The organism is Cellulomonas persica (assembly GCF_007989825.1).
In the GTDB taxonomy this organism is placed as follows: Bacteria; Actinomycetota; Actinomycetes; order Actinomycetales; family Cellulomonadaceae; genus Cellulomonas; species Cellulomonas persica.
Genome location: NZ_BJUA01000015.1, coordinates 17,380 through 36,404, shown reverse-complemented (window position 1 = coordinate 36,404; position 19,025 = coordinate 17,380). Strand labels below are relative to the sequence as shown.

Annotated in this window: 16 protein-coding genes; 15 read left to right on the top strand and 1 reads right to left on the bottom strand. The window is 72.7% G+C overall.

Annotated features, from left to right (window positions below; genetic code table 11):
* Positions 1 to 58 precede the first annotated feature (58 nt).
* Entirely contained in the window at positions 59 to 1,651 is a 1,593-nt protein-coding gene (locus tag CPE01_RS13565) for a S1C family serine protease (RefSeq protein WP_146807356.1), read from the top strand.
* Positions 1,652 to 1,835: 184 nt separating this feature from the next.
* On the opposite strand, the gene CPE01_RS13560 is transcribed toward CPE01_RS13565, so the two are convergent.
* Entirely contained in the window at positions 1,836 to 3,224 is a 1,389-nt protein-coding gene (locus CPE01_RS13560) for an isochorismate synthase (protein WP_146807355.1), read from the bottom strand.
* A 104-nt stretch (positions 3,225 to 3,328) separates the two neighbouring features.
* On the opposite strand from CPE01_RS13560, the gene CPE01_RS13555 reads away from it, so the two are divergent.
* The 14 genes from CPE01_RS13555 to nuoL all read left to right on the top strand — a co-directional run bounded on the left by CPE01_RS13555 (position 3,329) and on the right by nuoL (position 19,022).
* Positions 3,329 to 4,024 (top strand): demethylmenaquinone methyltransferase, encoded by a 696-nt coding sequence (locus tag CPE01_RS13555; RefSeq protein WP_146807354.1) that lies wholly within the window; start codon positions 3,329 to 3,331, stop codon positions 4,022 to 4,024.
* A gap of 176 nt (positions 4,025 to 4,200) precedes the next feature.
* The gene (locus CPE01_RS13550) at positions 4,201 to 5,493 is read left to right on the top strand and encodes a geranylgeranyl reductase family protein (protein WP_146807353.1); all 1,293 of its coding nucleotides are present in this window, start codon (positions 4,201 to 4,203) and stop codon (positions 5,491 to 5,493) included.
* 34 nt (positions 5,494 to 5,527) lie between these two features.
* Positions 5,528 to 5,890: an NADH-quinone oxidoreductase subunit A gene (locus CPE01_RS13545; protein ID WP_146807352.1), complete on the top strand. Its 363-nt coding sequence runs from the start codon at positions 5,528 to 5,530 to the stop codon at positions 5,888 to 5,890.
* A gap of 93 nt (positions 5,891 to 5,983) precedes the next feature.
* On the top strand, positions 5,984 to 6,535 hold the full coding sequence (locus CPE01_RS13540) for a NuoB/complex I 20 kDa subunit family protein (protein WP_141319868.1): 552 nt from the start codon (positions 5,984 to 5,986) through the stop codon (positions 6,533 to 6,535).
* Positions 6,532 to 7,326: an NADH-quinone oxidoreductase subunit C gene (locus tag CPE01_RS13535; RefSeq protein WP_146807351.1), complete on the top strand. Its 795-nt coding sequence runs from the start codon at positions 6,532 to 6,534 to the stop codon at positions 7,324 to 7,326. Before CPE01_RS13540 ends, CPE01_RS13535 begins: the two co-directional genes overlap by 4 nt.
* Positions 7,326 to 8,690: an NADH-quinone oxidoreductase subunit D gene (locus tag CPE01_RS13530; protein WP_146807350.1), complete on the top strand. Its 1,365-nt coding sequence runs from the start codon at positions 7,326 to 7,328 to the stop codon at positions 8,688 to 8,690. The genes CPE01_RS13535 and CPE01_RS13530 overlap by 1 nt, the downstream gene beginning before the upstream one ends.
* The gene (gene nuoE / locus CPE01_RS13525; RefSeq protein WP_146807349.1) at positions 8,690 to 9,586 is read left to right on the top strand and encodes an NADH-quinone oxidoreductase subunit NuoE; all 897 of its coding nucleotides are present in this window, start codon (positions 8,690 to 8,692) and stop codon (positions 9,584 to 9,586) included. The genes CPE01_RS13530 and nuoE overlap by 1 nt, the downstream gene beginning before the upstream one ends.
* A 1-nt stretch (position 9,587) precedes the next feature.
* Positions 9,588 to 10,928 carry an NADH-quinone oxidoreductase subunit NuoF gene (nuoF, locus tag CPE01_RS13520; protein ID WP_146807348.1) on the top strand — a complete coding sequence of 447 codons (1,341 nt, stop codon included), beginning with the start codon at positions 9,588 to 9,590 and terminating at the stop codon, positions 10,926 to 10,928.
* Positions 10,925 to 13,528: an NADH-quinone oxidoreductase subunit G gene (locus CPE01_RS13515; protein WP_146807347.1), complete on the top strand. Its 2,604-nt coding sequence runs from the start codon at positions 10,925 to 10,927 to the stop codon at positions 13,526 to 13,528. Before nuoF ends, CPE01_RS13515 begins: the two co-directional genes overlap by 4 nt.
* 1 nt (position 13,529) lies before the next feature.
* Positions 13,530 to 14,894 (top strand): NADH-quinone oxidoreductase subunit NuoH, encoded by a 1,365-nt coding sequence (nuoH, locus tag CPE01_RS13510; protein ID WP_246783944.1) that lies wholly within the window; start codon positions 13,530 to 13,532, stop codon positions 14,892 to 14,894.
* Complete coding sequence (gene nuoI, locus CPE01_RS13505; protein WP_371862010.1) at positions 14,887 to 15,723, top strand: NADH-quinone oxidoreductase subunit NuoI; 837 nt, start codon at positions 14,887 to 14,889, stop codon at positions 15,721 to 15,723. Before nuoH ends, nuoI begins: the two co-directional genes overlap by 8 nt.
* Positions 15,720 to 16,712 carry an NADH-quinone oxidoreductase subunit J gene (locus CPE01_RS13500; protein WP_146807346.1) on the top strand — a complete coding sequence of 331 codons (993 nt, stop codon included), beginning with the start codon at positions 15,720 to 15,722 and terminating at the stop codon, positions 16,710 to 16,712. The genes nuoI and CPE01_RS13500 overlap by 4 nt, the downstream gene beginning before the upstream one ends.
* Positions 16,709 to 17,008 carry an NADH-quinone oxidoreductase subunit NuoK gene (gene nuoK, locus CPE01_RS13495; RefSeq protein WP_146807345.1) on the top strand — a complete coding sequence of 100 codons (300 nt, stop codon included), beginning with the start codon at positions 16,709 to 16,711 and terminating at the stop codon, positions 17,006 to 17,008. Before CPE01_RS13500 ends, nuoK begins: the two co-directional genes overlap by 4 nt.
* A gap of 10 nt (positions 17,009 to 17,018) precedes the next feature.
* A complete protein-coding gene (gene nuoL, locus CPE01_RS13490; protein WP_146807344.1) occupies positions 17,019 to 19,022 on the top strand; it encodes an NADH-quinone oxidoreductase subunit L in 2,004 nt (667 codons plus the stop codon).
* The last annotated feature ends 3 nt before the right edge of the window (positions 19,023 to 19,025 follow it).

Genomic DNA, 19,025 nt, shown 5'->3' with positions numbered 1-19,025 from the left:
GCGTGCGCCCAGATGCGCGACGTTCCATGGAGGCCGAACCGAGGAGGAGCTCGCGACCATGACCACGACACCCGAGAACCACCCGCAGGCAGAGCCGACCCAGCCGCTGCCGCCGGTCCCCGCACCGCCGACCCCCGCACCGCCGACCCCCGCGGCGCCCACCGGGGCCGTGCCGACGACTGCCGCGCAGCCCGCGATCCCCGCGGCCGCGCCTGCGGCGGCCCCCGCCGCGTACGCCCCCGTGCACGCCGGCCCGGCGCAGCACCAGCCGCAGCCGAACCCGTGGGCCGCCGGGCCGCAGCCGACCGACCCCGCGGCACCCGCCGCGCCGGAGCGCCCCAAGCGCCGCATCTGGATCCCGGTGACCGCCGCGGCCGCCAGCGCGCTCGTCGCCGCCGCAGCGACGCTCGGCATCACGTCCGAGCTCGACCGCGGTCCGGCCGCACCGGCGGACTCGAACGGCTCGAGCTCGTTCGCGCAGCTCGGCCAGTCGTCCACCGACACGGTGCCGGTCTCCGGCTCGTCGGACGACGCCCCGGACTGGCAGGCCGTCTCCGCCGCCGTGCAGGCCTCCGTCGTCGCGATCGAGACGACGTCCTCGTCGGGCACGGCGCTCGGCTCGGGCGTCGTGATCGACGACGAGGGCCACATCGTCACCAACAACCACGTCGTCGCGGGTGCGCAGGACGACCAGGTCGAGGTCACGCTGACCGACGGCCGCATCTTCACCGCGGACGTGGTGGGCACGGACCCGACCACGGACCTCGCGGTGATCAAGCTCGTCGACCCGCCGTCCGACCTGCAGCCGGCCGCGCTCGGCACGTCCGAGGGCGTGCGCGTCGGCCAGGCGGTCATGGCGGTCGGCAACCCGCTCGGCCTGCAGAGCACCGTGACCACCGGCATCGTCTCGGCGATCGACCGTCCCGTCTCGACGCAGGACGAGTCGGGCTCCGAGACCACGGTGACCAACGCGATCCAGGTCGACGCGTCGGTCAACCCCGGCAACTCCGGTGGTCCGCTGTTCGACGCTCAGGGCCGCGTCATCGGCATCAACTCGTCGATCGCGACGACGTCGCAGCAGTCCGGGTCGATCGGCCTGGGCTTCGCGATCCCCGTCGACCTGGTCAAGAACGTCGCGGGCCAGCTCATCGAGTCCGGCACGGCGAAGCACGCGTTCCTCGGCGTCGGTCTCGACGACGGCACCGCGACGGCCGACGGCGTGACGCGTGCGGGTGCGGTCGTCAAGCAGGTCAACGAGGGATCTCCGGCGGCGAAGGCCGGCCTGGAGGTCGACGACGTGGTCGTCGGGATCGACGGCGACGCCGTGGGCGGCGCGGAGTCGCTGACCGCGTTCGTCCGGGCGCACGCGTCGGGCGACCAGGTCACGCTGACCGTGGTGCGCGACGGCAAGGCGATCGACGTCGAGGTCACGCTCGCGACGCGGGAGGACGCGACGCCGGACCAGCAGCAGCCCGAGCAGCAGCAGCCGGGCGGCGGCCAGGGCCGCAACCCGTTCGGCCAGGACCAGGACCAGGGCCAGGGTCAGGACCAGGGCGGGGACCAGGGCCAGGACCAGGGCAGCCAGATGCCCGACCTGAACAGCATGACGCCCCAGGAGCTGTGGGAGTGGTTGCAGCAGAACCAGGGCTGACCTGAGCTCTCGGCGGGGCTCCCCCCTGAACCCGCCGAGAAGCCGCGGGACCCGGCACCCCCGGTCCCGCGCCGAGGCCCGGTCGAGTCGGCGCACGCCGACCGGCCGGGCCTCGTGCTGCCCGTGCGGGTCAGGCGTGGGCGCGGGCCGGTCGGGCGCGGGTCAGGTGCGCGTCAGGTGCGCGTCAGTCGGATCCGATGGCCGTGCGCATGGGCACGAGCTTGGCCTCGGACTCGGCGAGCTCGGCCGCCGGGTCGGACGCCGCGACGATCCCGCAGCCCGCGAACAGGCGCACGCGGTGCGGGTCGGCCGCCGACGTCTGCGCCGAGCGCAGCGCGATGCCCCACTCGCCGTCGCCGTCGGCGCCGAACCACCCGACCGGGCCCGCGTAGCGCGCCCGGTCCATGCCCTCGATGCGCCGGATGAGCGTCGCGGCGGCCTGGGTGGGCGTGCCGCACACCGCGGCGGTCGGGTGCAGCGCCGCGGCGAGCGCGAGCGAGGAGGGGTGCGCGTGGGCCTCGCCCCCGAGCACGCCGGTGACGTCGGACGCGAGGTGCAGCACGTTCGGCAGGTGCAGCACGAACGGCACGTCGGGGACGTTGGTCGAGGAGCAGAACGGCTCGAGCGCGTGCGCGACGGACCGCACGGCGTACTCGTGCTCCTCGAGGTCCTTCGACGAGTGCGCGAGGATCGCGGCGCGGGCCAGGTCCGCGGCGTCGTCGCCGGTGCGCCGGATCGTGCCGGCCAGCACGCGGGACGTCACGAGGCCCTTCTCGGAGCGCACGAGCAGCTCCGGCGTGGCGCCGAGCATGCCGTCGACGCTGAACGTCCAGCACGACGAGTACCCGTGCGCGAGCCGCTGCAGCGCCCAGCGCACGTCGAGCGGGTGCTCGGTGCGGGCCTCGACGTCGCGCGCGAGGACGACCTTGTCGACCTCGCCGTCGCGCACCGCGGCGATCCCGGCGGCGACCACGTCGCGCCAGCCGTCCGCGGTGACCGCGCCGTCGCCGTAGGTGACCGCGCCGGGCGACGCGGGGGCGGGCGGTGCGCCCACGAGCTCGGCGAGGTCCGGCACGGGCCCGAGCGCGGCGCCCACGGTCATCGTCGTGAGCCACGCGCGCCCGCCTCGTCGTCCGACGACCACGCGCGGCACGACGACGACGCCACCGGCCGCCGAGTGCTCGTCGAACGCGAAGGAGCCGAACGCGACCGGGCCGGTGCCCGGGAGCTGGACCTCGTCGCGGACCACCGCGTGCGCGAGCACCTCGCGCCACGCGCGCTCGGCCTGCGCGAACCGCTCGGCGCCGGCGACCTCGAAGCGCAGCAGCTCACCCCAGCCGACGAGCCCGTCGCCGCGGCGCACCCACGCGAGCGGCGCGGCACCGTCGGCGGCCTCGCTGCCCGGCGCGGGCAGCAGGTCGAGGAGGTCGGTCGGGTCGGCCTCGGGGAGCGTCCCGTCCGTGGGGGGCGCGGCCGCGGGTGTCGCGGGGGCGCCCGGCAGGTCGAGCGCGACGGTCCGCACGACGAGGGGGTGGGGGAGTCGCTCCGCAGGGGCGGAGGTCAGCGTGCTCATCACCGACCAGGGTAGGCCCGTGCGCGCGGTGGTCGACGCCACGCGCCGCGCCGTCGTCGGTGGCCGCGTCGTGCCGAGCCCGCGTGGGCTGGCACGATGGGCGCATGGCGCGAGCGAACCTGGACAAGCAGCCCGACGAGGTCGCAGCGATGTTCGACTCCGTGGCGCAGCGTTACGACCGGACGAACGACGTGCTCTCGATGGGCCAGGACCGGCAGTGGCGCAAGGCGACGCTCGCGGCGCTCGGGGCGCAGCCGGGCGAGACGGTGCTCGACCTCGCGGCGGGCACGGGCACGTCGTCGGAGCCGCTGGCCGACGCGGGTGTGCTCGTCGTCCCGTGCGACCTGTCCGAGGGGATGCTCGGCGTCGGCAAGCGCCGCCGCCCGGACCTGCCGTTCGTCGCGGGCGACGCGCTGCACCTGCCGTTCGCCGACGAGTCGTTCGACGCGGTGACGATCTCGTTCGGTCTGCGCAACGTGCCGGACGTCCCGGCGGCGCTCGCGGAGATGCTGCGCGTGACCAAGCCGGGGGGCAGGCTCGTCGTGTGCGAGTTCTCGACGCCGACGTTCGCGCCGTTCCGGGCGGTCTACACCGGCTACCTCACGCAGGCGCTGCCGCGCGTGGCGCGTGCGGTCGCGCGCGACTCGGACGCCTACGTGTACCTCGCGGAGTCGATCCGGGACTGGCCGGACCAGCGCGAGCTGGGGCTGACCATCAAGCGTGCGGGGTGGTCGGGCGTCGCGTTCCGGAACCTGTCCGGCGGTATCGTCGCGCTGCACCGGGGGACCCGTCCGGCGTGACGGGTGCGGTGCGGTCGCGGTCCGCCCGGGGCCGGGTCGGTGTCCGTTTCCCGGTGTTCGCGGGGACTGGGCCGACTCGCGCCACGAGGTGAGGTAAGCCTTCGCAGACACCCTCCGGAGGGCCCCTATAGACTCGCCCGAGCGCAAGTGAACAACGTCACAAGTGGAGTGAAGTCGTGGTGGTCGCAACCGATGACGCAGACGTCATCGTCGTGGGCGCCGGTCCCGCCGGGGCCGCGACCGCGTACCACTGCGCGCGTGCAGGGCTCGACGTCCTGCTGCTCGAGAAGGCGTCGTTCCCGCGCGACAAGGTCTGCGGCGACGGGCTGACGCCGCGTGCGGTCGCCGAGCTGGTCCGCATGGCCGTGCCGATCCGCGAGCAGGACGGCTGGATCCGCAACAAGGGCCTGCGCGTGCTCGGCGGCGGGCACCGCCTCGAGCTGCCGTGGCCCGAGATCTCCTCGTACCCCTCGTACGGTCTGGCCCGTTCGCGCATGACCCTCGACCAGATCCTGGCCGAGCACGCGCGTGCCGCGGGCGCCAAGCTGCACGAGCTGACGAACGTCACGGGCGCCGTGCACGACGAGCGCTCGGGTCGCGTCGTGGGCGTGACCGCGCGTCCGGTCGACGCCGACGGCAAGCGCGCGGGCGACGAGATCACGTACCGGGCCCGCGTGGTCGTCGCCGCCGACGGCGTCAGCGCACGCCTCGCCACGGGCGTCGGCCGCACCAAGCGCGACGACCGCCCGATGGGCGTGGCCGTCCGCACGTACTTCCGGACCCCGCGGCACGACGACGCGTGGATGGAGTCGCACCTCGAGCTGTGGGACGGCGCGCCCGGCCGGTCGCACCTGATGCCCGGCTACGGCTGGATCTTCGCGCTCGGCGACGGCACGGCGAACGTCGGCCTCGGCTCGGTGAGCTCCACGGCCGCCGCGACCAAGGTCGACTACAAGGCGCTGTTCGCCGCCTGGATGCGCAACGCGCCCGCCGAGTGGGAGTTCACGCCCGAGAACCAGGTGGGCCCGGTGCGCGGCGCCGCGCTGCCGATGGGCTTCAACCGCGGACCGCTGTACGCCGACGGCCTGCTGCTCGCGGGCGACGCGGCCGGCATGGTCAGCCCGTTCAACGGCGAGGGCATCGCCTACGGCCTGCAGGCCGGGCGCGTGGCCGCCGACGCGATCGCGCAGGGCCTCGCGCGCGGCACCGCCGCGGGCCGCGAGCGTGCGCTGCGCACGTACCAGAGCCGCATGAAGGACGACCTGGGCGGCTACTACACGCTCGGCCGCGTCTTCGTGAAGCTCATCGAGCACCCCGAGGTCATGCGCATCTGCACGCGCTACGGCCTGCCGCGCCCGCTGCTCATGAAGTTCGTGCTCAAGCTCCTGTCCGACTGCTACGAACCGCGCGGTGGTGACATCGTGGACCGCACGATCGCCGGCCTCGCCCGGATCGCCCCCGCCGCATGACCCCGCCGCTCTCAGTGCCGAGGAAGGACGCCCGATGACCAACCCGTACGTGCCGCTCCTGTGGCTCATGGGCATCGCCGCCGTCCTCGCCCTCGGTGGCGTCGGCGCGAGCGCCATCCTGGGCCCCAAGCGCTACAACCGCGCCAAGCTCGAGGCCTACGAGTGCGGCATCCAGCCGACCCCGCACGCCATCGGCGGCGGACGGTTCCCGATCAAGTACTACCTGGTCGCGATGACGTTCATCGTGTTCGACATCGAGGTCGTCTTCCTCTACCCGTGGGCGGTCAGCTTCGTCGAGCTCGCGCTGTTCGGGCTCGTCGCGATGGTCGCCTTCCTCGTGCTCATCACGGTGCCGTTCGTCTACGAGTGGCGCCGCGGGGGCTTCGAGTGGGACTGACGCCACGACCGGGCGGGTCCGTGCGGCCCGCCCCGCACACCACCAGCACAGCCCACGCCACGAGCACGTCCGGCACGACGAGGAGGTCCTGACATGGGGATCGAGGAAGCACCCTCGGGTTTCCTGCTGACGACGATCGAGGACCTCGTCGGCTACTTCCGCAAGGGCTCGCTGTGGCCCGTCACGTTCGGTCTCGCGTGCTGCGCGATCGAGATGATGGCCGCCGGAGCGCCGCGCTACGACCTGTCCCGGTTCGGCATGGAGGTCTTCCGCGCCTCGCCCCGCCAGGCCGACCTCATGATCGTGGCCGGGCGCGTGAGCCAGAAGATGGCCCCCGTCGTGCGCCAGGTCTACGACCAGATGTCCGAGCCGAAGTGGGTGCTGTCGATGGGCGTGTGCGCCTCGTCGGGCGGCATGTTCAACAACTACGCGATCGTGCAGGGCGTCGACCACGTCGTGCCCGTGGACATCTACCTGCCCGGCTGCCCGCCGCGGCCGGAGATGCTCATCAACGCGATCCTGACGCTGCACGACCAGATCCAGAACGAGCCGCTCGGCGTGAACCGCAAGGAGGCCGCCGCGGCGGCCGAGGCGGCGGCGCTGGCGGCCACGCCCACCTCGCACATGACGGGTCTGCTGCGATGAGCGACGACGTGAAGAAGGACGCCGACCAGGCGACGAAGCCGGGCGACGGCTCGCTCGAGGCGCAGGCCACGAGCGAGGCCGCGCTCGAGTCCGGCTCGCAGAACGTGCCGGCCGCCGGGGCGCGCACGCCGCTCGACCTGGTCGACGTGCGGCGCGGCATGTTCGGCGCGCACGGCTCGGGTGACACGAGCGGCTACGGCGGTCTCGTCACGACCGTGCTCCTGCCCGGCCCGAGCGAGCGGCCGTACGGCGGCTGGTTCGACGAGGTCGTCGACATCCTCGCCGAGCTGCTGGACGCGTCCGGCACGGGCTTCGGCAACGCGGTCGAGTCGGTGGTCGTGGACCGCGGCGAGCTGACGCTCACCATCGCGCGCGAGCACCTCGTCGAGGTCGTGCAGCACCTGCGCGACGACCAGGACCTGCGGTTCGAGCTGGGCCTGGGCGTCTCGGGCGTGCACTACCCGCACGACGAGGGCCGCGAGCTGCACGCCGTCTACCACCTGACGTCGGTGACCCACTCGCGCAGCCTGCGGCTCGAGGTCGCGGTGCCCGAGAGCGACCCGCACATCCCGTCCACCACGGGCGTCTACCCGGGCCACGACTGGCACGAGCGCGAGACGTTCGACTTCTTCGGGATCATCTTCGACGGACACCCCGGGCTCGCCCGGATCGAGATGCCCGACGACTGGCCCGGTCACCCGCAGCGCAAGGACTACCCCCTGGGCGGGATCCCGGTCGAGTACAAGGGCGCCACCGTCCCGCCCGCGGACCAGCGGAGGTCGTACACCTGATGAGCACCACACGCCCCGCCCCCCACCACAGCCCGCGCGCGACGGGCCACGTCGTCGACGACGAGACGACCGGCGTCCCCTCGTTCGAGGCGTCCGGCGGTGACTGGTCCGAGATCGCCGAGGAGGCAGCCCGCCTCGGCGAGGAGCGCATCGTCGTCAACATGGGTCCGCAGCACCCGTCCACGCACGGCGTGCTGCGCCTCATGCTCGAGATCGACGGCGAGACCGTCACCGAGGCGCGCGCCGGCATCGGATACCTGCACACGGGTATCGAGAAGAACATGGAGTTCCGCACCTGGACCCAGGGCGTGACCTTCTGCACGCGCATGGACTACGTCGCGCCGCTCTTCCAGGAGGCCGCCTACTGCCTCGCGGTCGAGAAGCTGCTCGGCATCACCGACGACGTCCCGGAGCGGGCGAACGTCATCCGCGTCCTGCTGATGGAGCTCAACCGCATCACGTCCCACCTCGTGTGCGTCGCGACCGGCGGCAACGAGCTCGGCGCGACGACGATCATGACCGTCGGGTTCACGGCGCGCGAGGAGCTGCTCAAGATCTTCGAGCTGATCACCGGCCTGCGCATGAACCACGCGTTCATCCGTCCCGGCGGCGTCGCCCAGGACGTCCCGGCGGGCGGCATCGAGGCCACGCGCGAGGCGCTGACGAACGTCGAGCACTACCTGCGCCAGCTCGAGGACCTCATGCTGGCCAACCCGATCCTGCAGCTGCGCCTCAAGGGCGTCGGGCACCTGAACCTGGCGGGCGCGATGGCGCTCGGCGTCACGGGCCCGATCCTGCGCTCGACCGGTCTGCCGTACGACGTGCGCAAGACCGCGCCGTACTGCGGGTACGAGACGTACGACTTCGACGTCCCGACCTCGGACGAGCCCGACGCCTGGGGCCGCCTCGTGCTGCGCCTCGAGGAGATGTACCAGTCGATCAAGATCGCGCGGCAGGCGCTGGACCGGCTCGAGAAGAACCCCGGCCCGGTCATGGTCGAGGACAAGAAGATCGCCTGGCCCGCGCAGCTCGCGATCGGGTCCGACGGCATGGGCAACTCGCTCGCGCACATCAAGGAGATCATGGGCACCTCGATGGAGGCCCTGATCCACCACTTCAAGCTCGTCACCGAGGGCTTCCGCGTCCCCGCCGGTCAGGTGTGGCAGACGGTCGAGCACCCCCGTGGCGAGCTCGGTGTGCACCTGGTCTCGGACGGCGGCACGCGGCCCTACCGCGCGCACTTCCGCGACCCCAGCTTCAACAACCTGCAGGCGACGTCGATCATGTGCGAGGGCGGGCAGGTGGCCGACGTCGTCGTCGCCGTCGCGTCGATCGACCCGGTGCTCGGAGGGGTGGACCGCTGATGTCCGTCGAGGAGCTCGTCCCGCGCGGCGAGGGCCAGGCGCACCGCACGTCGTACGACGAGGCGACGCGTGCCCGGCTCGACGCGGAGGCCGCGCAGATCATCGCGCGCTACCCGCAGGAGCGCTCCGCGCTGCTGCCCCTGCTGCACCTGGTGCAGTCCGAGGACGGCTACGTGAGCCCGCGCGGCATCGCGTTCTGCGCTGCGACGCTCGGGATCACGACGGCCGAGGTCTCGGCGGTCGCGACGTTCTACACGCAGTACAAGCGCCACCCCAACGGCGAGTACACGGTCGGCGTCTGCACCAACACGCTGTGCGCGATCATGGGCGGCGACGCGATCTACGAGCACCTGTGCGACCACCTCGGCATCGGGCACGACGAGACGACCGAGGACGGCAAGATCACGCTCGAGCGGGTCGAGTGCAACGCGGCCTGCGACTACGCGCCGGTGATGATGGTCAACTGGGAGTTCTTCGACAACCAGACGCCCGCGTCGGCGGCCGAGGTCGTCGACCGGCTGCGGGCGGGCGAGGACGTCGCCCCCACGCGGGGCGCGGACAAGGTCGTCTCCTTCAAGGAGATGTCCCACGTCCTGGCCGGCTTCCTGGACGGCCGGGCCGACGAGGGTGTCGGGGCGGGCGAGGCGACGCTGCGGGGCACCGTGCTCGCGCACGACGAGGGCTGGACGGCGCCGCCGTTCCCGGGCGAGGACGAGCCTGCACGTGCGCCGCGCACGAAGACGACCCCGAAGGCAGCGGGCGCGACGACCGCGAGCGCGAAGCCGAGGACGGGTGGCGAGCAGTCGAGCGCCGAGAGGCCCGTGACCTCGGAGAAGGACGCGTCCGCGTCCGAGCAGGACACCAAGCAGGCCTCGGCCGACGCGAAGGAGGACTGAGGTGGCCACGACCCTCGCTCCCGTGCTGAGCGACCACTGGGACGCCGACCGTTCCTGGACCCTGGCGACGTACGAGGCCCACGGCGGCTACCGCGGGCTGCGCCGCGCGCTGACGATGTCCCCCGCGGACGTCGTGACGACCGTGAAGGACTCGGGCCTGCGCGGCCGTGGCGGCGCCGGCTTCCCGACGGGCATGAAGTGGGGCTTCCTGCCCGCGCCCGACGGCGGTCCGCGCTACCTCGTCGTCAACGCCGACGAGTCCGAGCCGGGCACGTGCAAGGACATCCCCCTCATGCTGGCGAGCCCGCAGCACCTGATCGAGGGCGTGATCATCACGTCCTACGCGATCGGCTGCCACCACGCCTTCATCTACGTGCGCGGCGAGGTCGTGCACGTGTACCGCCGGTTGCTGCGCGCGGTCGAGGAGGCGTACGCCAAGGGGTACCTGGGCACGAACATCCTGGGCTCGGGCTACGACCTGGAGCTCACGGTGCACGCCGGCGCGGGTGCGTACATCTGCGGTGAGGAGACCGCGCTGCTCGACTCGCTCGAGGGGCTGCGCGGCCAGCCGCGGCTCAAGCCGCCGTTCCCGGCGGTCGCGGGCCTGTACGCGCGGCCGACCGTCGTCAACAACGTCGAGTCGATCGCCTCGGTCCCCGCGATCGTCGTCGGGGGTGCCGACTGGTTCAAGCAGATGGGCACCGAGCGTTCGGCCGGTCACGGGCTGTTCTCGCTGTCGGGGCACGTGGAGCGTCCCGGCCAGTACGAGGCGCCGCTCGGGATCACGCTGCGCGAGCTGCTCGACATGGCGGGCGGCATGCGCGGCGGGCGTCAGCTCAAGTTCTGGACGCCCGGTGGCTCGTCCACGCCGATCTTCACCGCCGAGCACCTCGACGTGCCGCTCGACTACGAGTCGGTCGGCGCGGCGGGCTCGATGCTCGGCACGCGAGCGCTGCAGATCTTCGACGAGACCACGTCGGTGGTCCGCGCGGTCACGCGGTGGATCGAGTTCTACAAGCACGAGTCGTGCGGCAAGTGCACGCCGTGCCGCGAGGGCACGTTCTGGCTCGCCCAGATCATGCAGCGGCTCGAGCGCGGGCAGGGCACGTCGGCCGACATCGACCTGCTGCTCGACCTGTGCGACAACATCCTGGGTCGTGCGTTCTGCGCGCTGGGCGACGGTGCGACGAGCCCCGTGACCAGCGCGATCCAGTACTTCCGGGAGGAGTTCGAGGCCGGGTGCCACACGCCGGCCGACGTCCTGTTCCCGCCCGAGCGCAGCGCGCTCTTCGACTACACGCCGCGCCGCTCGGGCGCGGCCCTCGCGGGGGTGCACGCATGACGATCACCTCGGACCGCTCGCAGGCCGCCGGGACCCCGCTGGTCCCGGCCGCACCGACCCCGGTGCCCGCCGAGCCTGCGGCCACGGTCACGTTCAGCATCGACGGCGTCGAGACGACCGTGCCGAAGGGCACGCTCGTCATCCGCGCCGCCGAGCAGCTGGGCATCGCCATCCCGCGGTTCTGCGACCACCCGCTGCTCGCACCCGCCGGCGCGTGCCGCCAGTGCCTCGTCGAGGTGTGGGCGCCCGGCCGCGACGGTCAGCTGGCGAAGATGCCGAAGCCGCAGGCCTCGTGCACGCTCGAGGCCACGCCCGGCATGGAGGTCAAGACGCAGCACACGTCGGCCGAGGCCGACAAGGCGCAGCACGGCGTCATGGAGCTGCTGCTCATCAACCACCCGCTCGACTGCCCCGTGTGCGACAAGGGCGGCGAGTGCCCGCTGCAGAACCAGGCGATGAGCAACGGCCGGCCCACGAGCCGGTTCGTCGACATCAAGCGCACGTTCCCCAAGCCGATCGCGATCTCGACGCAGATCCTGCTCGACCGCGAACGCTGCGTCCTGTGCCAGCGGTGCACGCGGTTCTCCGAGGAGATCGCCGGCGACGTGTGGATCGACCTGCAGAAGCGCGGCGCGCAGCAGCAGATCGGCACGTTCGACGTGCAGGTGCTCGGGTTCGCGGGCGACACGCCCGTGGGCGCCTCCAGCGTCGACACGAGCGGTCGCCCGTTCGCGTCGTACTTCTCGGGCAACACCGTGCAGATCTGCCCCGTCGGCGCGCTGACGTCGGCCGCGTACCGGTTCCGCGCCCGTCCGTTCGACCTGGTCTCGACGCCCGGCGTCTCCGAGCACGACTCGCAGGGCTCCGCGATCCGCGTGGACCACCGTCGCGGTGTCGTCATGCGACGCCTCGCGGGGGAGGACCCGGCGGTCAACCAGGAGTGGATCACCGACAAGGACCGGTTCGGCTTCCGCTGGCAGTCGTCGCCCGACCGCATCACGACGCCGCTCGTGCGCGACCGGCTCGCCGAGGGCACGCGTGGCGAGCTGCGTCCCGCGAGCTGGTTCGAGGCGTACGGCGTCGCGGCCGAGGGCCTGCGCACGGCGCTCGAGGCGGGCGGCGTGGGCGTGCTGCCCGGCGGTCGCGTGACGCTCGAGGACGCGTACGCCTACGCCAAGTTCGCGCGCGTCGCGCTCGGCACGAACGACGTCGACCACCGCGCGCGCCCGCACTCCGACGAGGAGGCCGCGTTCCTCGGCCACCACGTCGCGGGCCGCACGCTCGAGGTCACGTTCGCCGACGTCGCCGCGGCGCCGACGGTGCTCCTCGTCGGCCTCGAGGCCGAGGAGGAGGGCGGGATCCTCTTCCTGCGGCTGCGCGACGCGGTCGTCAAGCGCTCGACGAAGGTCTTCTCGCTCGCGGCGCTCGACAGCCGGGGCCTGCAGCGCCTGTCCGGCACGCTCGTGCCGGCGGCGCCCGGCACGGAGGCCGAGGTGCTCGACGGCGTCGTCGCCGACGCGGAGGAGGACGCGCTGTCCTCGCTCGCGCAGGCGCTCGCCACGCCGGGTGCCGTGGTGCTCGTGGGTGAGCGCGCGGCCTCGTCGGCCGGTGCGCTGTCCGCCGTCCTGCGGCTCGCCGCGCGCACGGGTGCCCGCGTCGCGTGGGTGCCGCGTCGTGCCGGTGAGCGCGGTGCGGTCGAGGCCGGGACGCTCCCGACGCTGCTGCCGGGCGGTCGCCCGGTCGCGGACGCGGCTGCGCGCGTCGACCTCGCGGCCGCGTGGGGCGTCGAGACGCTGCCCGCGACCCCGGGACGCTCGGCGTCGCAGATCATCGCCGCCGCGCGCGACGGTGGCCTCGGCGGCCTCGTCGTCGGTGGCGTGGACCCCGCGGACCTGCCGGACCCGGCGCTCGTGCGCGACGCGCTCGACAAGGTCGGCTTCGTCGTCTCGCTCGAGGTGCGCCCGTCCGACGTCACCGAGCGCGCCGACGTGGTGCTGCCCGTGGCGCCGCCCGTCGAGAAGCCCGGCACGTTCGTGACGTGGGAGGGCCGTCCGCGGCCGTTCCCGCAGGCGCTCGTGTCGCACGCGCTGCCCGACCACCGTGTGCTGCACTCGCTCGCCGACGCGCTCGGGGTCGACCTCGGGCTCGACTCCGTCGCCGACGTGCACGCCGAGCTCGACCAGCTCGGCGGCTGGGACGGCGCGCGCGTGCAGGCGCCCGACGTCGCGCCCGGTGAGCCGCCGGCGGTCCCGGCCGGCCACGCCGTGCTCGCGACGTGGCACCACCTGCTCGACTCCGGTCGCCTGCAGGACGGCGAGCCGCACCTGGCGGGGACCGCGAAGCGGCCCGTCGCCCGGGTGTCCGCAGCGACCGCCGCGTCGGTGGGCGTCGCGGACGGCGAGCCGCTCGCGGTGGGCACGGACGCCGGCACGATCACGCTGCCCGTGCTCGTCACGGACATGCCGGACTTCGTCGTCTGGCTGCCGACCAACTCGCCCGGCTCAGCCGTGCGCGACACGCTGCACGCCGTCGGTGGTGCGCTCGTCCGGCTCGCGCCGGGCACCGCGCCCACCGCCGCGGCGGACGACGAGGAGGCCTGAGGTGCACAGCGTCCTGGCTGCGGGGCTGGTGACGGCGACCGAGGGGTCGACCGCCGCCGACTTCAGCAACGACACGTGGTGGATCTGGCTGATCAAGTCGGTCGGGATCCTGATCTTCCTGCTCACGAGCGTCCTCATCGCGATCTGGTTCGAGCGCAAGGTCGTCGCGCGCATGCAGGTGCGACCGGGCCCGAACGTGCACGGCCCGTTCGGTCTGCTGCAGTCGCTCGCCGATGCCATGAAGCTCCTGTTCAAGGAGGACATGACGGTCAAGGCGGCCGACAAGGTCGTCTACATCGTCGCGCCGCTCATCGCGGTGTTCTGCTCGCTGCTGACGTTCGCGGTGATCCCGCTCGGGCCGACCGTGAACATGTTCGGGGTCGAGACGCCGCTGCAGCTGACCGACTTCCCGGTCGCGGTGCTCTACATCCTCGCGTGCGCGTCGGTCGGCGTGTACGGCATCGTGCTCGGCGGCTGGTCGTCCAACTCGACGTACCCGCTGCTCGGCGCGGTGCGCTCGACCGCGCAGGTGATCTCCTACGAGCTCGCGATGGGCATGTCGCTCGTGAGCGTGTTCATCCTCGCGGGGTCGATGTCGACGTCCGAGATCGTCTCGTCGCAGACCCAGCTGTGGTGGTTCCTGCCCCTGCTGCCTGCGTTCCTCATCTACATCGTGTCGATGGTCGGCGAGACCAACCGACTGCCGTTCGACCTCCCCGAGGCCGAGGGTGAGCTGGTCTCCGGCTACATGACCGAGTACTCGTCGATGAAGTTCGCGTGGTTCTTCCTCGCCGAGTACATCAACATGCTCAACGTCTCCGCGGTCGCCACGACGCTGTTCCTCGGCGGGTGGCGCGCGCCGTTCCTCCCCGCGGACAGCTTCCTGCAGCAGGGCTACTGGCCCGTGCTGTGGTTCCTGGTCAAGCTCTGGGCGCTCATGTTCTTCTTCGTCTGGGTCCGCGGCTCGGTGCTGCGGTTCCGGTACGACCAGTTCATGAAGCTCGGTTGGAAGGTGCTCATCCCGGCGGCGCTGACCTGGCTCGTCATGGTCGCCGTGGTCCAGGGGCTGCGCCAGTTCCCGGAGTTCGCGGACCTCGAGCTGCGCACGATCCTGTTCGGGATCGCGGGCGTCGTGATCGTCGGCGTCGTGATCTCGCTGCTCATCCCCGAGAAGAAGCCGACGCCGGCGCCCACCACGCCGCGCGTGCTCGACGCGTTCGCCGACGGCTACCCGGTGCCGCCGCTGCCGGGGCAGGTCCTGCCCCCGTCGCCGCGCCGCGCGCGGGTGACGGCCGGCGCCCCCGCCGACGAGTCCGCCGCCACGGCCGATACGACGACCGACCCGAAGGAGGTGCACGGTGGCTGAGCCGCGCAAGAAGCCGCCCGCCCCGCGCCCGCAGCAGCCCGCCGGCTCGTCGCCGCGGCCGGCCGGTGCCACGCCCGGCAAGGCCGTCGCGCCGCGCACGTCCGCCGGCGAGGTCGGCGCACCCGCGGTGCCGCAGTACGAGTCGCTCATCCCGAAGTCCTCGGGCGTGCGCGCGCTGCTCGCACCCGTCGGCGGGTTCGGCGTCACGCTGTCGAACATGTTCCGCAAGACCGTCACGGAGCAGTACCCGCGCGAGACGGTCCCGACGAAGCCGCGCTACCACGGCCGGCACCAGCTCAACCGCTACGCGGACGGGCTCGAGAAGTGCATCGGCTGCGAGCTGTGCGCGTGGGCGTGCCCCGCGGACGCGATCTACGTCGAGGCGTCCGACAACACGCCCGACGCGCAGTTCTCGCCCGGTGAGCGGTTCGGCAGCGTCTACCAGATCAACTACCTGCGCTGCATCTTCTGCGGGCTGTGCATCGAGGCGTGCCCGACGCGTGCGCTGACGATGACGAACGAGTTCGAGCTCGCAGGCCCGAGCCGCGCGGGCATGATCTACGAGAAGGACGACCTGCTCGCGCCGCTGCGCGAGGGGATGCTCGCCGCGCCGCACCCGATGGTCGAGGGCACGACCGACACCGAGTACTACCGCGGTGAGGTCACCGGCCCGACCGAGGCGCAGCGCGCGTGGGTGCGCGAGCACCGGCCCGACGACCCGACGCTGCCCGAGGGGGCGGGAGTGACCGCCGCCGAGCAGGTCGGCCCGACCGCCGCCGTCATGGCGCAGAACGTCGCCGCCGCGCACCGCCAGGGTGGTGTGCGATGAGCGCGCTCGTCGGTGCGGCCGAGGTGGTCGCCGGGAACCTGCCCGGCGTGGCCGGCCTGCTGCCGCAGGCCGTGGACTCCGCGGGTGACGCCTCCACCGCCGAGGCCGTGCTGTTCTGGGTCCTCGCCCCGATCATGGTGATCGCGTCGTTCGGCCTGCTGTTCGCGCGCAAGGCCGTGCACGCCGCGCTCAGCGTGATCCTCGTGATGGTCAGCCTCGCGTTCCTCTACGTCACGCAGGGCGCGGTGTTCCTCGGGGTCGTCCAGGTCGTCGTCTACACCGGCGCGATCATGATGCTGTTCCTGTTCGTGCTGATGCTCGTCGGCGTCAGCTCGGCGGACTCGCTCGTCGAGACGATCCGCGGCCAGCGGTGGATCGGCTGGCTCGCGGGGATCGGCCTGCTCGTCGTCCTCGCGGGCGTGATCGGCACGGCCGCGTACCCCACGCCGGTCGGCCTGGGGGCCGCGAACGAGGACACGAACCCGACGGGCATCGCGCGCGTGATCTTCGGCGAGTACGTGTTCGCGATGGAGGTCGTGGGTGCGCTGCTCGTGACCGCCGCGCTCGGCGCGCTGGTGTTCACGCACCGTCGCCGCCTCACGCCGCGCCTCGGCCAGCGCGAGCGCGCCGACGCGCGCGTGCGCGCCGGCCAGCACCTCGCGCCGCTGCCCGCGCCCGGTGTCTACGCCAAGCACAACGCGATGGACGTCCCGGCGCTCGACCCGTACGGCCGGCCGATCGAGAGCTCGGTGCCGCGCGTGCTGCGCGTGCGTGGGCAGGAGGCCGACGCCGCCGAGTACGCCGCGCGCATCGACCGCGTCATCGCGGGCAAGGCGGCCGTCGAGTCCGGGCGCACCGCGCTCGACGAGCAGCAGGACAACCCGCCGCCCGTCGCCGACCCGGCAGGAGCGCCCGTGGGTGCGCCGCACATCGGTGACGCGGTCGCGGGCGTGGACGCCTCGGCGCCGGACTCGGAGGAGGGCAAGTGACGCTCACCCACTACCTGGTGCTGTCGGGGATCCTGTTCTCCGTCGGGGCCGCGACCGTCCTGCTGCGACGCAACGCGATCATCGCGTTCATGGGTGTCGAGCTCATGCTCAACGCGACCAACCTGAGCCTCGTGACGTTCTCCCGCATGCACGGTGAGCTCACCGGTCAGGTGCTGGCGTTCTTCGTCATGGTCGTGGCGGCCGCCGAGGTCGTCGTCGGCCTGGCGATCATCGTGGCGATCTTCCGTACTCGTCGATCGGCGTCGATCGACGACGTCAACCTCCTGAAGAGCTGAGGGAGCGCGCGTGCACACCCTGACCTCTGTCGTCGACGGGCTCGTCCCCGCGGCGACGCTGGCCACCGACACCCTCTCCCCGGCGGGCGAGACCGTCAGCGGCGGGATCTTCTCCGTCGCACCGCTGCTCGTCGGTCTGCCGCTGGCCTCCGCCGCGATCCTGCTGCTGCTCGGCCGCCGTGCCGACACGTGGGGTCACTGGCTGGGCGTGCTGGCCTCCGCGGGCGCGTTCGTCGTCGGCCTGCTGACCTTCCTGCGGATCCTGGACCGCCCGGCCGACGAGCGCGTGCTCGACGTCCACCTCGGCACCTGGATCGACGCGGGCGCGTTCCACCTGGACGCGGGCATGCGGCTCGACCCGCTGTCGCTCACGTTCGTCCTGCTCGTGACGTTCGTCGGCACGCTCATCCACGTGTACTCCGTGGCGTACATGGAGCACGACGCGGACCGGCGGCGGTTCTTCGCGTACCTCAACCTGTTCGTCGCGGCGATGCTCGTGCTGGTGCTGGCGAACTCGTTCCTCCTGCTGTTCGTCGGCTGGGAGGGCGTGGGCCTGGCCTCGTACCTGCTCATCGGGTTCTGGAACCACCACATGCCGTACGCGGTCGCCGCCAAGAAGGCGTTCGTCGCGAACCGCGTGGGTGACCTCGGCCTGCTCATCGCGATGGGGCTGATGTTCGCGCACTTCGGCGCGCTGGACTTCGCGACGGTCCTCGACGACCCCGCGGCGCACGCGAGCGAGGGCACGCTCACCGCGATCGGGCTCATGCTGCTGCTCGCCGCGTGCGGCAAGTCGGCGCAGTTCCCGCTGCAGTCCTGGCTCGGCGACGCGATGGCGGGCCCGACCCCGGTCTCCGCGCTCATCCACGCCGCGACCATGGTCACCGCGGGCGTCTACCTGATCGTCCGCTCGGGCGCCGTGTTCGAGGCCGCGCCGGACGCGCAGCTCGTCGTCGTCATCATCGGGGCGATCACGCTCCTGTTCGGGGCGATCGTCGGCTGCGCGAAGGACGACATCAAGAAGGCGCTCGCCGCCTCGACGATGTCGCAGATCGGCTACATGGTGCTCGCCGCGGGGCTCGGCCCGGTCGGCTACGCGTTCGCGATCTTCCACCTCGTCACGCACGGCTTCTTCAAGGCCGGGATGTTCCTCGGCGCCGGCTCGGTCATGCACGGCATGGACGACCAGGTCGACATGCGTCGCTTCGGCGGCCTGGCCCGCTACATGAAGATCACGTGGATCACGTTCATGATGGGCTGGCTCGCGATCCTCGGCATCCCGCCGTTCGCCGGGTTCTTCTCCAAGGACAAGATCATCGAGGCCGCGTTCATCCCGACCGACGGTGCGCAGTGGCGCGCGTGGGTGTTCGGGACGGTCGCGCTCCTCGGCGCGGGCATCACCGCGTTCTACATGTCGCGCCTGTTCTTCATGACGTTCGAGGGCGAGCGCCGGTGGACGACGAAGCGGGACGGGTCCGAGCAGCACCCGCACGAGTCGCCCGCGCTGATGACCTGGCCGATGATCATCCTCGCCGTCGGGTCCGTGGGCCTGGGCCTGGTGCTCTCGCTGGGCGGCCGGTTCGTCGGCTGGCTCGAGCCGGTCACCGGTCACGCCGAGCACGGCGAGCCCGTCCTGCCCGAGTGGCTGCTGATCGCGCTCACGCTCGCCGTGGTCGTCGTCGGCCTGGTCGTCGCATGGCGCCGCTACGCGGTCTCGACCGTGCCCGTGGTGCCGCCGCTCGGCACCGCGCTCACGCGGGCCGCGCGCGTCGACCTCTACCAGGACGCCGTCAACGACGCCGTGCTGGTCGAGCCCGGCCAGCACCTCACCCGGTCCCTGGTCTACGCCGACCACGCGGTCGTCGACGGCGGGGTCAAGGGCCTCGCCCACTCGACCGTCGGCCTCGGCAGCCTCCTGCGCCGCGCGCAGACCGGTTACGTCCGTACCTACGCCGCGACGATGCTCGGGGGCCTCGTGGTCCTCCTGGTCGTCGTGCTCGTCGTCCAGAGCTGAGGA

Bases quoted from the DNA above. Each gene is read 5' to 3' on its own strand.
- CPE01_RS13565 (WP_146807356.1), top strand. From the start codon at position 59: ATGACCACGACACCCGAGAACCACCCGCAGGCAGAGCCGACCCAGCCG.
- CPE01_RS13560 (WP_146807355.1), bottom strand. From the start codon at position 3,224: ATGAGCACGCTGACCTCCGCCCCTGCGGAGCGACTCCCCCACCCCCTC.
- CPE01_RS13555 (WP_146807354.1), top strand. From the start codon at position 3,329: ATGGCGCGAGCGAACCTGGACAAGCAGCCCGACGAGGTCGCAGCGATG.
- CPE01_RS13545 (WP_146807352.1), top strand. From the start codon at position 5,528: ATGACCAACCCGTACGTGCCGCTCCTGTGGCTCATGGGCATCGCCGCC.
- CPE01_RS13540 (WP_141319868.1), top strand. From the start codon at position 5,984: ATGGGGATCGAGGAAGCACCCTCGGGTTTCCTGCTGACGACGATCGAG.
- CPE01_RS13535 (WP_146807351.1), top strand. From the start codon at position 6,532: ATGAGCGACGACGTGAAGAAGGACGCCGACCAGGCGACGAAGCCGGGC.
- CPE01_RS13530 (WP_146807350.1), top strand. From the start codon at position 7,326: ATGAGCACCACACGCCCCGCCCCCCACCACAGCCCGCGCGCGACGGGC.
- nuoE (WP_146807349.1), top strand. From the start codon at position 8,690: ATGTCCGTCGAGGAGCTCGTCCCGCGCGGCGAGGGCCAGGCGCACCGC.
- CPE01_RS13515 (WP_146807347.1), top strand. From the start codon at position 10,925: ATGACGATCACCTCGGACCGCTCGCAGGCCGCCGGGACCCCGCTGGTC.
- CPE01_RS13500 (WP_146807346.1), top strand. From the start codon at position 15,720: ATGAGCGCGCTCGTCGGTGCGGCCGAGGTGGTCGCCGGGAACCTGCCC.